This is a genomic window from Gemmatimonadota bacterium (genome assembly GCA_016720805.1).
Classification (GTDB): domain Bacteria; phylum Gemmatimonadota; class Gemmatimonadetes; order Gemmatimonadales; family GWC2-71-9; genus Palsa-1233.
Window position 1 is genome coordinate 131,651 of record JADKJZ010000005.1, and the last position, 13,304, is coordinate 144,954.

The window sequence follows — 13,304 nt, forward strand, 5'->3', positions numbered from 1 at the left end:
CGCTCGCTTTGCCGGCAACACGGGATGCCGGCGCCGTGCTCCGTCGCCTTGTATGTATGGGCGCAGCATGCTGCGCCCTTCTTTCCGTAGGCGCAGGCGCCCGCTCGCGCCGCCCGCGCCGGCGAATGCACAGATGACGTCCTGCCCCGCACCGGCATGCACGCTACCCCCCCGTCACACCACCGTCACACCCTTCGACCAGATTACCCTCCGAAGTTGATCCATCGTTGCACCGGCAAACTGTTTCAGCTGCGTTGTTACAGTGGACGCGGCCGTCGGGCCGGGCAGTCGCCCCCGCCGATCGGCGGCAGCGCGAGGACAAACTCGCTGAGGCGGAAGAACCACGACGGCACGCAGAAGTGCGTCAGCGCGGGGATCGCCGCGAGGATCACAAAGGCGCTGCCGAGGATGGCGGCGGTGGTGGGGCGGCCGTTGACGAGGGCGATCGCGGTGGCCCAGGCCCAGAGCGCCGCGACGGCGCAGGCGAACCGGCGCGGGATCCCGTAACTGGGAATCGACGGTGCACCCCGGCGATGGCGCAGGACGTGATAGGGGAGGTCCATCGGATGGATCGGCGAGAGGCTGCCGATCGCCGCGACAACGCCGAGCCAGGTCCAGCTGGCGGGGGAGCCGGTCAGGGTGGCCACGGCACCCCACAGGGCACAGAGCCCGGGGGCGACCCGGAGCCACGGGAGCACCGCGGCCCAGTCGGGGTCATCGAGTTCGCCGAACCCCTGCATGGCGAGGCGGGCGGTGAGTTGTGGGTCGATCGGATCGGGCACAGCGGCTCCATGGCCGGGATGCAGAGATGCGCCGATCCCGACCCGAAGGCGACATCAGGAGCGTGTAAAGACCCCCGCTGCGCGTGCTGCGCCCGAGGGCGGGGAGCGCAGGGACTGCACAGTGGCGCTTTTTTGACGCACGATTGTCGGGTGGGGGGCATATTCCCGAATCGACTCCCTCCATCAGAGGATGGTGATGACCGTGATGCCCCGCCGTACCCTCCTCACGACCACTGCCGCACGCGCACCCATCGACGATCTCGGCTCATGATCGATACTCGATCATCGACCATCGATCATCATCTTTCCACGTGACCGACTCCCTCGATCCCCGCGCCTGGTACTTCGACGTCCGCTTCCGGGCGGAGTCGCCGATCACGCATTGGCCGACGGAGTTCATCATCGTCACCGGCTATGCGACGACGGGCGAGGTGTGGCCCGAGGAGCAGAACCTCGAGGCCGACCTGCGCCTGCGCCGCGAGTTGCAGGAGATGGGGCGATGGCACGTGCGGATCACCGGCTACTCCCCGGAGACGGGGCACGCCGAGCCGGGGTGGGCGGTGCTGCTCACCGCCGCGGAAGGGGAAGCACTCGGCCGTCGCTATGCGCAGGATGCCATTTACGTGGTGCGGCGCGATGCATTAGCGGTGCGCTATTGCGCCGATGGGCGCGAGGAGAAGGTCGGGTCGTGGCGGGAGCGCATCGCGGGGTGAGATCGGCCCATGCGGATGGAAGGGCGCGGCGCGACGGGATGATCGCGTCGCACCCGGAAGCATCGCATGTAGGGGCGCGGCCTGCCGCGCCCGGGCCAACACCATTGAAATGCCGGTCGATGCGGGGCGGTGCGCCGCATGCATCCCGCCGATCGGCGCATTCGCCATGACGGGCGCGGCCCGACGGGATGATCGCGTCGCACCCGGAAGCATCGCATGTAGGGGCGCGGCCTGCCGCGCCCGGGCCAACACCATTGAAATGCCGGTCGATGCGGGGCGGTGCGCCGCATGCATCCCGCCGATCGGCGCATTCGCCATGACGGGCGCGGCAGGCCGCGCCCCTACAGACGTATATTGGCGCGCGATGCCAATATCCCCCGGGGGGCGCGCTCCAACGCCCATGCACCGTAACGCGTCATGAACATCGATGCGGGCGACACCGATCTCATCCTCGGCGTCGCGCTCGGCCTCCTCATCGCCTGGCTCATTCATCGCGCCGTGGTCTGGTGCCGCGCGTGGTGGTATCGCTGGTTGGGGCGGCGGGGCGAGGCGAGCGCGGAATCGCTGCTGAAATCGGCGGGGTATACCATCGTCGACGATCAGCTCCGGCTGCCGTGCAACTATTTGGTGGATGGCGACGTCATCAGCTACTCGGTGCGCGTGGACTTTCTCGTGGAGAAGGACGGCCGGCGGTACGTGGCCGAGGCGAAGAACGGCCCCTCGGCGAGCGACCCGCGCACCACCGCCACCCGGCGGCAGCTGCTCGAATACACCGTGGCCTATGGTGCGTACGGCGTGCTGCTCGTCGATGTGCCAGGGAAGCGCGTTCGCGTCGTGGAATTCGGAGCCATCCGCGGGTAGGGGCGACGCATGGGCCGCTCCCTGCTCGCGACGCGACACTGCCCACGGGGGGGGGGGGGCCGCAGGCGCCCCCCCGCCCGCGCGCCACCGAAATTTTCGGGGGGGGGAGGGGCGGCGCGCGCGGCCCCCCGGCCCCACGGGGACGGCGCGGGCCGGGGGGGCCCCCCCCTCGGGGGGGGCGCGCACCCGATTTCCCCGGGGGCGGGGGGGCCCCCCCCTCGGGGGGGGGAACACACGAAAGGGCCCGGGGCAGGGCGGTCCCCCGGGGGGGGGGGGGGGGGGGTCCTCCGCCCGCGCAGGCGGATATCCCATCGCCCCCAACACGCGACGACACTCCATGGCTACCCAATATTTCACCGCCACCTCCCTCGACGGCTTTCTCGCGACCGAGGACGATTCGCTCGAATGGCTTTTTGCGCTCGCCGACATCGGCGAGTCGAGCTACCCGGCCTTCATCGCCGAGGTGGGGGCGCTGGCGATGGGATCGGCGACCTATGAGTGGATGCTCGGTCACGCCGAGGAAGTGATCAAGGAGGTCGGCTCGGCGTGGCCGTACACGCAGCCGGCGTGGGTCTTCACGACGCGCGAGCTGCCGCGGATCGAAGGCGCCGACATCCGCTTCGTGCAGGGCGACGTGCGGCCGGTGCATGAGGCGATGCGTGCGGCCGCCGGTGAGCAGAATATCTGGATCGTCGGTGGCGGTGAGCTCGCGGGGCAATTCCATGATGCCGGGCTGCTCGACGAGATGATCCTCCAGATCGGCTCGGCGACACTCGGGAAGGGAAAGCCGCTTTTCCCGCGCCGGGTCACCTCTCCGGTGCTGCAGCTCACGTCGGTGCACCAGCTGGGGACCGGGATGGTCGAGTTGCGGTACACGGTGGGCGCTGAACCCGGCGACCGCGGCGCGCCGTAGGGCGCCATGCATCGAACGCCCCTGCTCACCGACGCGGAGATCTCCCCATGACTCCAGAAACCCAGCCTGACGGGCAGTTCGTGCCGCCGGGGCGCCATCCGCCGACCGCCGTCGCGACGGCGACCCCCGAGCCGCCACCACCGCCGCGCGTCGAGCTGGGGTGGAAGCAGCCGCGCGGCATCGGCGCCCGATTCCGCGGCGCGGTGCTGCGCGTGCTGGATGTCGCGGACAAGGTGGCGGAGGCGATCACGGGCGGGAAGCGGTAGGGATGGACCGCTACTGTGCGCGACGTCACCCCATCCCGAACGGAGCACCTATGCCTGTCATCCCGAGCGGAGCGAGGGATCTGCGTAGTCGCGGCTGAGCAAGCGCTTGCCCATTCGCGATCACGCAGCTCCCTCGCTTCGCTCGGGATGACAGCATCCCCTCACCCCACGCTCCGATCCTTCCGCTACTGGCTGACTCTCCGTGCCTGAAAGGTCACCACCAGCTGGGCGCGGTCGAGGCTCGAGAAATTGACGCCGATGTAGTTGCCGGTGATCGTGCCGGTGGCGACGTCGCCCGCGAAGGTCACATCCACCGCCATGATCTGGGTGGCGTACATCGGGAGGACGGCGTTCGGGTCATCGTAGCCGCCCTGGCAGCGATGGACCGTCTTGCCAGTGACCCGGCCGGTCACGAGATCACCCGTTTGCGTCCAGAATTCTCCCGGGTCGCCGTCCCTGGTGCAGGGCTGGACGGGGAGTTTGGCCGTGCCGGCCACGGGCCACCCCTTCACGCCGGGTGCCGGAAGCAGGCTGTAGTTGATCACCTGACTCAACACCGCGACGACCGGCGGCGCGCTGAGCGTGCTCAGCGTGAGTGAGACGCCCTCGACGAGATACAGCCCCCGGGTCAGCGTCCGCTGTCCGCAGCTGGCGCAGACGCGGGTGGTATCCCGCTCGATCACGTAGATGCCGCCTTCGCTGAGGCCGTCGCGCATCCTGGTGTAATGCTGGCTGTCGGCGCGGAACGGGTCGACAGGGCCGATCGGGGTGCTCGGGTTACGCGACGTCACCACCGTCATGCTGGTGAACTTCCAGACCGGTACGCCGACCGTCACCACCGCCTTCGCCACCGCTAGCGTCAACCCCGGCAACACCGCCGTGTTCGATCGCTTGAGCGTCACGGTGACCGTGTACTTTCCCGACGTGGCGTAGCTGTGCGTCGCCGTGCTGACGTTCTGGTTGAGCGTCTTCGCCGTGCCATCGCCCCAATCCCACTCCATGCCATAGCCTTTGGTCGGCGGATCGAGCACCGGCGCGCTGAACGTGCCCAGCACGCCGGTGCCGAGGCTCTGCGTGGCGGGATCGATCTTGAGGATGCGTTGGAGTAGTGGCGTGTTGAGCGGCACGATCGATCGAAGCGCTGCCTGCAGCTGTCCGGAGAGGTTCGCGATGTCGATGTTCGCGAGCGCCATACCGGCGAGGTTGCCGAGACCGAGCGCATCGAACATGGCGCTGCCGCCGCAGCCGGCGCCGATGATGCTCAACGCACCACCGGTGCACGGCCCGCGCGACGTCGCCACCGTCTGCTGCGTCGGCTCGCTGTACTGCGGAATCGCGCTGGTGCAGTTGGTGCAGACCGCGCGGACCTTGGCGGTCGTGTCGCGAATCACCAGCGGGCTGTCATCTGCCGCCCACCCCGCGCCGGTGGTCCCCTGCACCTCGAGCGTCACCGTCGGGAAGCCGGCCAGCGCCGCCATCTGGTTGTTCAGCGTCTGCCGCACGTTGCCGACGGAGTTGAGCGCATTCGTTACCATCCCTGGCACGTCGGCGTACAGCTCCAGCGGAAAGAGGAAGCTCCCGCCGACCGGCAGCACGGCCTCGGCGGAAGCCGATTGCCCGTCCGCCGTCTGCTTGAACGCGCGTGAAAGGAAGCCACTCGATCCCAGCGTCAGCTGCCCGGGAGCCGACGGATCGGCAGGCGCCGTGAACCAGAGCGTCGACGGCGTGACGCGCAGGACGGAGGCGAACATCGATCGCCCGACGCGACTGGTGGGTACGTCGGAGAGCCGCTCGCTGAACAGCACCAGCTGTGGCAGCCGCGCGGTCAGCAACATCCCGCGCAGGTTCAGCGACGTCATCTCGTCGCGGTTGGTTGGTGACATCGAGGCGTAGAGTGCGGCGATGTCGGAGAGGACGTTGCTCACCGGCGCGGTGCCGTTGAAGTGCCGTTTGGCCATGATGACCAGACCGGCGAGTGCGGCGGTGTCGGCGAGGGTGCCGAGGGTTGGCGTCGTCTTGATCACGGAGGCGAACGGGTGATTCTGGATCGTGCCGAGGATCCCCATCACGGGGATCGCGGGGCCGTGCCCCTGCGGGAAGGCGTACGATCCGGTTTCCGCAACAGGCCAGATACTCGCGGCGGCCGCCTCGAGATCCGCGGGCGAGACGCCCAGGGCGTCGAGGGTGGCATTCACCGGGATGCCGTACCCCTCGATGCCGACCAGGGAGCCGTTGCCGCGGAGCGACCCAGGTGCTGCCGGCCCGGCGATCAGCGAGGCATTGAAGTGGGCCGCCGCGACGGTGATGCTCGACGCGTCACTCGCGACGATCGGCACCATCTCCATCCGGTTGCGCAGCGGGTCGAACATGATGAAGAGCGGCGTCGTCCCGGCGACCCGCGTGACGGGAATGCGGAGCGTCATCAGCCGGTCGGCCCGCCGCTGCGTGGTCTGCATCAGCAGCGCCGGTCCCGCCACGGTGAAGCCGGCCGGGAGCGCGGGGGTCGGCGCGTTGGTGGCGAGGGTGATGTTCCACGTCCCGGCGCTTCGCATAGGCGCCGGCGGGGACGGTGAGCCGGAGTCCCTGGTAGGGGTTGCCCGGGGTGGTGATCTCGAGCGTGCCGCCGCCGGCGCCGATCGTCTGGCCCGGGATGCTCCCGGCGCCGAGGACGGCGTCGGCCCGGATGCGGAGGGGGGCGAGGTCGCCGACGGTGGCGACGAGGACGTTGCGGCCTTCGGCGGAGCCGAGGGTCCAGGCGCCGGGCGAGGCGATGCCAGCGCTGGAGGTGCTGACGCTGCTCTTGGCGATCCTGCCGCCGCCGGAGTCGACGCGGAAGGTGACGGTCACGCCGCCGACGGCCGCTCCCGTGGCGTCGGTGACCTTGACCGAGACGGCGCTCGGCACGGCGGCGCTCGGCGCGGCCTGCTGCGCGTCACCGCTCACGACGACGATCGCCGCCGGGGTGCCCCCGGTCTGCTGCGGCCCGCTCGGTGCCCCGCCGCCGCAGGCCGCGGCGAGGAGGGTCAGGGTGATCGTTGCCAGGGAGCGGTACCGCATGGTGGCCTCAGAGGAAGGTTCTGAGGGACATGCGTGGTGGGGGGCGGGATTGGCTCATGGGGGGGATGTTGTCGTCTTGAGCGAAGGAGCCCAACGTCTTGTCATCCCGAGCGAAGCGAGGGATCTGCGTAGCTGCGAATGGGCAAGCGCGTGCCCATTCGCCATCACGTAGGTCCCTCGCTTCGCTCGGGATGACAGGATCCCCCGCTCACCGGCGCCCCATCGCGCCGCAGCGTCACGCCACCCGCAACGGCCTAATCCGCGCGACCTCCTTCCGGATGGCCTGCTCGGCGTCATGGAGGTCCACCGCGCGCTGGGCATTCAGCCAGAATTCCGCCGAGTTGCTGAAGAGGCGCGACAAGCGCAGCGCCATCTCGGGGCTGACCGCTCGACGCATCCGAAGCAACTCGTTGATCGACTGACGCGAGACCCCCAGGGCCTCGGCGAGGCTGGCCACGGTGAGATCGTAGTCCGGCATGAAGTCTTCCTGCAGCATCTGCCCCGGGTGCGTCGGGCGACGCTTCATGGGACGGGTGTTGGGCACGGCGGTCGTCCTCGTAATCAGAGAGTGGTGGCTGCCCCTTTCAAACGCCATCCCGCTGCTGCCAGCGTCGAGGATGGCGCCGGGTGTGAATCACCCCGACTACCGCTCACGAGGTCAGGCAATACGATGAAGTAGATCGCATAGGGGAAGCGGGGCACGATTGCCCGGCGGAGCCGCATGCCGACTCGCGGGAATGCCCCGGGATCAGCTGCGAGGCGATCGAGGGTGACGTCCACCAGAGAAACAAAGCGGCGAGCCGTGTGAAGGGATCTCGCCGCGTACCAGGTTGTCGCCTCAGTCAGCTCCGCTTCGGCAAGCGTGCGGAGTAGTACTCTGGCCACTATTCGAGTCGCTTGCGCAGGGCGTCGCGGACCTCATGCCACGGCTTGCCACCCTGCGGATGCTGTTCCGCCTCGATGGCGCGACGATCAAGCTCGGCGAGCAATTCAGGGGATGGCGGCGGCACGTCATGCTGGTCGACACTATCACAGAGCTCCTCGATCAAGTCGAGTCGCTCCTGAATGGAGAGTGCGGAGAAATCAATGCGCGTGGCCATGAATCAATGGTATGGTCGGCGCCCAATCCCGGCAAGACACTACTGGTCGATACTGCGACCACGCCGCACCAAACAACGCGGCCACGGATAGTTGATGTTGCAGGCGCTAGCGAAATCAGCGGATGGGACGTGCAGCGTGAAGCAGTTCCACCCTCAGCCAAACGTCCCGGCGTGCAGCCCGGCGAGGATCCCCGTCACGGCGGCGACGTCACCGCCCCGGATCAGGTCGATCGGGCGCTGGCCATGTAGCGCGGGGACGGCCGAGAAGAGCCAGTCGTGCCCGGCACTCGGGTCAGAGAAGACGACGCCCAGGAGCCGTTGGACCTCGCGCAGCTGCTGCAGACGGGCGCGGTGCGGCTCGGCAGGGACGGAGAGCTCGGTCGGGTTCCCCCACCGCTGGGCGGTGCGCGTGGTGGTCCCGGTGATCTGGCCGACCTGCTTGTAGGTGAGCCCCAGAAACTCCCGGATCCACTGGACGATCTCGGCGGTGGAACGGGCTTCGAGGCGTTTGGCGGTCATGGTCGTCACCGGGTGCTCCCCTTGGGTGTATGTCGTAGTATATGACATGACTTACGACACGCAAGGCGACATGGGGCGGGCTCGGGGGTGATATGTGTAGTAAATGGTGATTTCTATACGCTTTGCGGACGATTTGTATAGAAATCGGGGGAATGCAGGTCCCACGGCACTAACGGACGCTGAGGTGGGCAGACTTTCCCCAGCCCCCGCAGGGCAAAGGTGTTGTCATCCTGAGCGAAGTCGCCCGATTCTTGTCATCCTGAGCGCAGCGACGGCGGAGCCGGCGCGAAGTCGAAGGACCTGCGTAGTCGCCATCACGCAGGTCCTTCGACTGCGCACCCCTGCGGGGTGCTCCGCTCAGGATGACAGCGCCGCAGCATCGCGCTGTCACGCCCCACTCACCCCAGGTGGTACCAGAGCACCACCAGCGCTCCGGCGCCGAGTCCGATGGACGGCATCATCTTGACGAGCGGGTTCTTGATCTTGAGGTGCGTGACGAGGGCGGCGGCCATGAAGGCGGCGATGATGCCGGCGCCAATCGCTTCCAGGTTGTCGCCGACGCCGAGGAGGAGGACGGCGGCGGAGAGCTTGGCGGCGCCGACCAGGTCGCGGAGCCAGTGGGGGAGGCCGAAGGCGGTGAAATCGGCGAGGACGGCGGGGTAGCGGACCACCCAGACATAGATCACGGACATGGCCACGAAGGTCTGCAGCAGGGCGGCGGCGGTGGGGCTCATCGGGTACTCCGGGGGGTGGTGAGGTGGTGCAAGCTACCGCCGGAGGCGGCGCGGTGATCCGCCCCGGGGAGAGAAGGGCGACGCATGGGTCCCCCCTACCACGACGCCGACGTCGAGGGGGTGCAGGCCTCCTGGAGCGTGGTCGACCAGAAGCTGGGGCATTTGCGGCGGGGGGATCGCGCGCGGCTGGATTTCTTGCCGGAGGAGCGGAAGCGTATGAAGAAGGAGAAGCCGGGGACGTAGGGGAACCCGCCTAGGCGGGTGGCGGTTTTTGCCGCCGTTTGTCACAGGGGCGATATAGCGTTCCTCATTGCACGCTCAAGTCCCCTGAACATCGGACTCCCATGCTCAGCACCACCGCGCGCCCCAACACTGAATTGACCCGCGCGTGATCCTCCTCGTGGTGGCAGATCTGCCCGTGGCGGCGGTGCACTGCACGAGTCGAGGCAAGGTATTGGCGACGACCGCGCCGGCGGCGGAGATCCTCGAGTCTGCGCCCGGCCTCATGGCGGAGATTGTTGCGCTGGTCGTGCAAACCGGTGGGCGTGGCGGGTCGGCGCAGGTAACGCTGCCGCGACGCGAGCCTGCGCGCTTCCGCTTGGTGGCCGTGCAGGACCGCAATGCGGACGTGCCTGGTGGCTGCCTCGTCTTCCTGCTGCGCGATGCAGACCCCGACTCCGCTCCGACGGACCGGCTCGCCGGTCTCACCCCGCGTGAACGCGAAGTTGCGCAGCATGCGGCGAGCGGCCTCCGCAGCTGGGAGGTCGCGGAACGACTCGGCTGTCGCGAGCGCACCGTCCGAGCACACCTCCAATCCACCTACCTCAAACTGGGCATCAAGACGCGTGTCGAGCTGGCGAAGCTCATCTCGCGAACGCGCTGACCGGTGCCGCATTGGCGCATCCGCCAATGCTTTCGGTCTAGCATCTGCTTGTGAGACACGAACCCGGGGTCCAATCGGCGACCCCTCACATCCTTTCATGTCGGAGAACCTTCATGCGCAAAGTATTGGTCACGCTCCTGCTCGGCATCGCGGTCCTCGCTCATACTCCTGCGGCTTCCGCGCAGAATCCGCAGACCCGCTCTGGGCTCTGGGGTAACGTGGGCTTCGGGGTTGGCAGTTACGGCTGCGAGGGCTGCGATGGTCGTGAGTCCGGTGGTGCAGGGACGTTCGCCATCGGCGGGACGCTGAGCCGGAAAGTGTTGCTCGGGGCTGGCGTCAACGTGTGGACCAAGGAGATCAACGGTGTAGATGTCACCGCGGGCACGGTGACGGCGATGATCCGATTCTATCCCTCTGCCACCGGCGGCTTCTTCCTCGTTGGGGGGCTCGGGTATGGCACGGAGCAGATCTCCTCGGGCGGAACGTCCCTCTCGGAATCCGGCGGTGGTGCGGTGCTCGGGCTCGGCGTGGATATCCGCGTTGGCAAGAAACTCTCGTTGACCCCGTTCTGGAACGGCAACGCGATCAGCCTCGATAGTGGGAACAGCAACTTCGGTCAGCTCGGCATCAGCCTGACGGTGCACTGATGAGGTCGCCGATGCGCTGGACCTACCTGATGGTTGCGGCGCCCCTCCTCACGGGCGCCTGTGTCAGCACCAACGCGGCACTCATGAATCCGACGGTGAAGCTGGCGCCCGTCTGCCCGAACGGCGTGGCGCTCTTCACCAGCCCGGACAAGGTTGGGAAGGCGTTCACTGAGGTGGCGATCTTGAACGCCAAGGGCGAGTCTGGCTGGACGAGCGAGGAAGGGATGTACAACTCGATGCGGAAAAAGGCCGCCGAACTCGGAGCGAACGGAGTCCTCCTGAACGACATCAAGGAGGCTGGTGCGGGGGCCAAGGTCGCCGCCGCCATCTTCGGCACGGGGACCGAGAGAAAGGGATCGTCGGTCGCGATCTCGATCCCAGGGGACTCCGCGCGGGTTCGCGAGGCGTGTGCAACGGTGGTGAAGGGGTAGGGCTGGGCTCCCTACGGCGTCGCCCCCGCCACCTCGTACAGCACGTCGGGATCGAGGTCGGCGCCGTTGGGCCAGCAGATGGTCCCGGCTTCGCGGTCGACGGCCACCTGGGCGAAGAAGGCGGCGTCCTGGAGCAGGGTAAACACGCCGCCTTTTCCCGCCACCCACGGGGCGAGGTCGACGGTGGCCTGCAGGCCATCGGTGAAGCCGAGACGGACGAGGAACGCGCCGGTCGGAACGACGGTGACCACGCGAGGATGTAGCGGCATGGGTCACTCCAGTGGCGGGATACGACGCGGGAGTTCGTGCGCTTGCAGCAGGCGCCAGTTGTCGTGCAACTCCTGCTGATGGAGAGTAGCCCACTCGACAACGAGCGCCAAGACCCTCGGCGGCAGCGAGCCGGCAAGCACGCCGACAGGTGACAGACGCAGCTGACACTCCGACGCACCGTACGTGGCGTGCAGGTGTGGTGGCTCGTGGTCGGCGAAGTACATCCGAATGACGATCCCGAGGAAGCGCGATATCTCCGGCATGCTGGAGACTCGCTGCGGCGGGCGATAGGCGGGGATCGGAATGCGCTGGGGACGGTACCGATCAACGCGATGGCCTGGGCCGCTGGTACGACAGCCACTGGCTACACCCCGGTTGCTCCCCTACAGCCGTCAGTCGATGGCAGATGCCCCGCCGCACCAATAGGATTCACCCATGCGCTCTCGTCTCGCCATTCCGATGCTCGCGCTCACGCTCCTCTCGGCGCTTGGCCGAAGCACCCCGGCACAGACGCCCAAGTGTGGCGTCGAGCGCTGGCCCGTGAAGGTGCTGCTCGACCCGGGCGCCGCGACCCTCAAGCGCGAAGCCGAGGCGACGACGATTACCGCGCTCACGGGGATGCCCAAGGAGACGGACCGCCCGCAAAACGGCCGTGCCTCCCTTGAGCGTCGCGTCTTCCGCGTACGCGGGATCATCCTCGAGCAGCGTCCCATCCAGGCCGACGGTGACGTGCATCTTGTGCTTGGCGACCCCGCCGACACCACGCGGTTTCTCGTGGCCGAGATCCCCGACTCGGCCTGCGCGGTGGGGAGCCGCTACGCGTCGGACTTCGCCGAGGCGCGCCGCACCTTCGTTGGGATGCCGGTGGGGGTCGAGGTCGAGGTTGAGGGGGTCGCCTTCTGGGACGACGAGCACGGCCAGCTCGGGGCGGCTCCCAATGACATTGAACTGCACCCGGTGCTGAAGATCGTGCCGGTGCTCAATCGCAACGACCTCCTCCGAACGGAGCTCGGCGCGGACCCCGTGGTTGCTCAGGACATTCGGGTGTGGCTGAACACGGCGTCCAAGGTCTATCACTGCCCAGGCTCGGCCAATTTCGGTACCACGTCGCGCGGGGAGTACATGACCGAGTCGGCGGCTGTGCGCGCGGGGGCCCGTCCCGCCGGCGGAAAGCGATGCGCGTAGGGGCGACCCATGGGTCGCCCTCCTGATGGTGCTGAGGGTCGCGCACTCGACAATGAGCGCCACGATGCACGGCGTTCCCCAACCCGAGGTCCCCATGGGATACCAGTTCGAGGCGACCTGCAGCGCATGCGACCACCACTTCACCGTGCGTGACGGGGGTGGCGAAATGTTCGACCTGCTCCACTGCGACCGGTGCGGCCGTGATCGGTCCGTGGCGTATGCCAAAGCGGGCGATGCCCGTCAGGCCGAAATGCAGGGCCCGGCCGCTTGGCAAGTGCACCGTCAGGCCCTGGAGGAGCACGCCGGCCGGTGTCGCTGTGGCGGGCACTTTCGGGTGGGTGCGCCGGCCCGGTGCCCGAAGTGCAGGTCGACGGATTTCCGAGAGGATCCGGAAGGGATGAGCATTCTGTATGACTAGATGGCGATGGCCGAGTCGAGGGCGAAGAGCCGGGAGAGGGGCCCGAAGAGAGCAGGGCCGCCACTCCGCACGGAAGTGGCGGATTGGAGTTATCGTTCGGAGCCGACCGAAGCTGCCTGTAACCGATTGGCCGCGCTCGTACGGGGCCACTCGATCATGGTCACCTTCGACGCCGCGTCGCCGAAGCCCACAAGGGTGCCGTCGCCGGTGGCATTCCGATTGGTTCGGTCCTGGTGATCGATGGCCGGATTGTGGGCCGAGGGCACAACCAGCGGGTGCAGTGAGCGCCGCAACAGACGAGCGACGCCGAACTTCCAAGTACCGGGTTGGTATGCCGTCCGCTGTCGGCGGCATTACGCTGTCGCGCCGTTGTACTCGACGCTGTCGCCGTGCGACATGTGCAGTGGGGCGGCGCTGCTGTACGGGATCCCGAAGATCGTGGTGGGGGAGAACCGGACGTTTCAGGGGCCCGAGGCGTACGTGCGGTCGCGCGGCGTGGAGGTCGTAGTGGTGGACGACGCGCGA

At 68.0% G+C, this 13,304-nt stretch carries 17 protein-coding genes and 1 pseudogene; 10 read left to right on the forward strand and 8 right to left on the reverse strand.

All coding sequences use genetic code 11. From position 1 onward, the window contains the following. Positions 1 to 257 precede the first annotated feature (257 nt). Positions 258 to 782: a DUF4395 family protein gene (locus IPP98_06715; GenBank protein ID MBL0178806.1), complete on the reverse strand. Its 525-nt coding sequence runs from the start codon at positions 780 to 782 to the stop codon at positions 258 to 260. 311 nt (positions 783 to 1,093) lie between these two features. On the opposite strand from IPP98_06715, the gene IPP98_06720 reads away from it, so the two are divergent. The 4 genes from IPP98_06720 (at position 1,094) to IPP98_06735 (ending at position 3,535) form a co-directional block, all read left to right on the forward strand. Continuing rightward, positions 1,094 to 1,495 carry a DUF3293 domain-containing protein gene (locus tag IPP98_06720; GenBank protein ID MBL0178807.1) on the forward strand — a complete coding sequence of 134 codons (402 nt, stop codon included), beginning with the start codon at positions 1,094 to 1,096 and terminating at the stop codon, positions 1,493 to 1,495. Between the two features lie 417 nt (positions 1,496 to 1,912). Beyond that, positions 1,913 to 2,356, forward strand: a complete 444-nt coding sequence (locus tag IPP98_06725) for a hypothetical protein (GenBank protein ID MBL0178808.1) — start codon at positions 1,913 to 1,915, stop codon at positions 2,354 to 2,356. Between the two features lie 337 nt (positions 2,357 to 2,693). Continuing rightward, positions 2,694 to 3,269 (forward strand): dihydrofolate reductase family protein, encoded by a 576-nt coding sequence (locus IPP98_06730; GenBank protein ID MBL0178809.1) that lies wholly within the window; start codon positions 2,694 to 2,696, stop codon positions 3,267 to 3,269. Between the two features lie 47 nt (positions 3,270 to 3,316). Further along, positions 3,317 to 3,535, forward strand: coding sequence for a hypothetical protein (locus IPP98_06735; GenBank protein ID MBL0178810.1), 219 nt, complete (start codon positions 3,317 to 3,319; stop codon positions 3,533 to 3,535). A 185-nt stretch (positions 3,536 to 3,720) separates the two neighbouring features. Here the strand turns inward: IPP98_06735 and IPP98_06740 are convergent, their stop codons facing one another. The 5 genes from IPP98_06740 to IPP98_06760 all read right to left on the reverse strand — a co-directional run bounded on the left by IPP98_06740 (position 3,721) and on the right by IPP98_06760 (position 8,945). Further along, on the reverse strand, positions 3,721 to 5,991 hold the full coding sequence (locus IPP98_06740; GenBank protein MBL0178811.1) for a PKD domain-containing protein: 2,271 nt from the start codon (positions 5,989 to 5,991) through the stop codon (positions 3,721 to 3,723). Positions 5,992 to 6,827: 836 nt separating this feature from the next. Next, on the reverse strand, positions 6,828 to 7,187 hold the full coding sequence (locus IPP98_06745; protein MBL0178812.1) for a HigA family addiction module antidote protein: 360 nt from the start codon (positions 7,185 to 7,187) through the stop codon (positions 6,828 to 6,830). Between the two features lie 289 nt (positions 7,188 to 7,476). Beyond that, positions 7,477 to 7,692 carry an addiction module protein gene (locus tag IPP98_06750; protein ID MBL0178813.1) on the reverse strand — a complete coding sequence of 72 codons (216 nt, stop codon included), beginning with the start codon at positions 7,690 to 7,692 and terminating at the stop codon, positions 7,477 to 7,479. A 153-nt stretch (positions 7,693 to 7,845) separates the two neighbouring features. Continuing rightward, positions 7,846 to 8,211 (reverse strand): DUF2384 domain-containing protein, encoded by a 366-nt coding sequence (locus IPP98_06755; GenBank protein ID MBL0178814.1) that lies wholly within the window; start codon positions 8,209 to 8,211, stop codon positions 7,846 to 7,848. Between the two features lie 398 nt (positions 8,212 to 8,609). Then, on the reverse strand, positions 8,610 to 8,945 hold the full coding sequence (locus tag IPP98_06760) for a DoxX family protein (protein ID MBL0178815.1): 336 nt from the start codon (positions 8,943 to 8,945) through the stop codon (positions 8,610 to 8,612). A gap of 84 nt (positions 8,946 to 9,029) precedes the next feature. Between IPP98_06760 and IPP98_06765 the strand changes: the two genes are divergently transcribed. The 4 genes from IPP98_06765 (at position 9,030) to IPP98_06780 (ending at position 10,906) form a co-directional block, all read left to right on the forward strand. Next, complete coding sequence (locus tag IPP98_06765; protein MBL0178816.1) at positions 9,030 to 9,188, forward strand: hypothetical protein; 159 nt, start codon at positions 9,030 to 9,032, stop codon at positions 9,186 to 9,188. Positions 9,189 to 9,450: 262 nt separating this feature from the next. Beyond that, entirely contained in the window at positions 9,451 to 9,828 is a 378-nt protein-coding gene (locus IPP98_06770; GenBank protein MBL0178817.1) for a hypothetical protein, read from the forward strand. A 113-nt stretch (positions 9,829 to 9,941) separates the two neighbouring features. Next, positions 9,942 to 10,475 carry a hypothetical protein gene (locus tag IPP98_06775; protein ID MBL0178818.1) on the forward strand — a complete coding sequence of 178 codons (534 nt, stop codon included), beginning with the start codon at positions 9,942 to 9,944 and terminating at the stop codon, positions 10,473 to 10,475. Then, positions 10,475 to 10,906, forward strand: a complete 432-nt coding sequence (locus IPP98_06780; protein ID MBL0178819.1) for a hypothetical protein — start codon at positions 10,475 to 10,477, stop codon at positions 10,904 to 10,906. Before IPP98_06775 ends, IPP98_06780 begins: the two co-directional genes overlap by 1 nt. Positions 10,907 to 10,917: 11 nt before the next feature. Here IPP98_06780 and IPP98_06785 read toward each other — a convergent pair whose 3' ends face one another. Together IPP98_06785 and IPP98_06790 are read right to left on the reverse strand one after the other, a co-directional pair. After that, the gene (locus tag IPP98_06785) at positions 10,918 to 11,175 is read right to left on the reverse strand and encodes a DUF2442 domain-containing protein (GenBank protein MBL0178820.1); all 258 of its coding nucleotides are present in this window, start codon (positions 11,173 to 11,175) and stop codon (positions 10,918 to 10,920) included. A gap of 3 nt (positions 11,176 to 11,178) precedes the next feature. Next, on the reverse strand, positions 11,179 to 11,439 hold the full coding sequence (locus IPP98_06790) for a DUF4160 domain-containing protein (GenBank protein ID MBL0178821.1): 261 nt from the start codon (positions 11,437 to 11,439) through the stop codon (positions 11,179 to 11,181). Between the two features lie 172 nt (positions 11,440 to 11,611). Here IPP98_06790 and IPP98_06795 point away from each other — a divergent pair, with 172 nt between their 5' ends. Then, on the forward strand, positions 11,612 to 12,361 hold the full coding sequence (locus IPP98_06795) for a hypothetical protein (protein MBL0178822.1): 750 nt from the start codon (positions 11,612 to 11,614) through the stop codon (positions 12,359 to 12,361). Between the two features lie 543 nt (positions 12,362 to 12,904). Next, positions 12,905 to 13,304: pseudogene (locus tag IPP98_06800) on the forward strand (nucleoside deaminase).

Bases quoted from the DNA above. Each gene is read 5' to 3' on its own strand.
- IPP98_06725 (MBL0178808.1), top strand. From the start codon at position 1,913: ATGAACATCGATGCGGGCGACACCGATCTCATCCTCGGCGTCGCGCTC.
- IPP98_06730 (MBL0178809.1), top strand. From the start codon at position 2,694: ATGGCTACCCAATATTTCACCGCCACCTCCCTCGACGGCTTTCTCGCG.
- IPP98_06735 (MBL0178810.1), top strand. From the start codon at position 3,317: ATGACTCCAGAAACCCAGCCTGACGGGCAGTTCGTGCCGCCGGGGCGC.
- IPP98_06740 (MBL0178811.1), bottom strand. From the start codon at position 5,991: ATGCAGACCACGCAGCGGCGGGCCGACCGGCTGATGACGCTCCGCATT.
- IPP98_06745 (MBL0178812.1), bottom strand. From the start codon at position 7,187: ATGGCGTTTGAAAGGGGCAGCCACCACTCTCTGATTACGAGGACGACC.
- IPP98_06750 (MBL0178813.1), bottom strand. From the start codon at position 7,692: ATGGCCACGCGCATTGATTTCTCCGCACTCTCCATTCAGGAGCGACTC.
- IPP98_06755 (MBL0178814.1), bottom strand. From the start codon at position 8,211: ATGACCGCCAAACGCCTCGAAGCCCGTTCCACCGCCGAGATCGTCCAG.
- IPP98_06760 (MBL0178815.1), bottom strand. From the start codon at position 8,945: ATGAGCCCCACCGCCGCCGCCCTGCTGCAGACCTTCGTGGCCATGTCC.
- IPP98_06765 (MBL0178816.1), top strand. From the start codon at position 9,030: ATGGGTCCCCCCTACCACGACGCCGACGTCGAGGGGGTGCAGGCCTCC.
- IPP98_06770 (MBL0178817.1), top strand. From the start codon at position 9,451: ATGGCGGAGATTGTTGCGCTGGTCGTGCAAACCGGTGGGCGTGGCGGG.
- IPP98_06775 (MBL0178818.1), top strand. From the start codon at position 9,942: ATGCGCAAAGTATTGGTCACGCTCCTGCTCGGCATCGCGGTCCTCGCT.
- IPP98_06780 (MBL0178819.1), top strand. From the start codon at position 10,475: ATGAGGTCGCCGATGCGCTGGACCTACCTGATGGTTGCGGCGCCCCTC.
- IPP98_06785 (MBL0178820.1), bottom strand. From the start codon at position 11,175: ATGCCGCTACATCCTCGCGTGGTCACCGTCGTTCCGACCGGCGCGTTC.
- IPP98_06790 (MBL0178821.1), bottom strand. From the start codon at position 11,439: ATGCCGGAGATATCGCGCTTCCTCGGGATCGTCATTCGGATGTACTTC.
- IPP98_06795 (MBL0178822.1), top strand. From the start codon at position 11,612: ATGCGCTCTCGTCTCGCCATTCCGATGCTCGCGCTCACGCTCCTCTCG.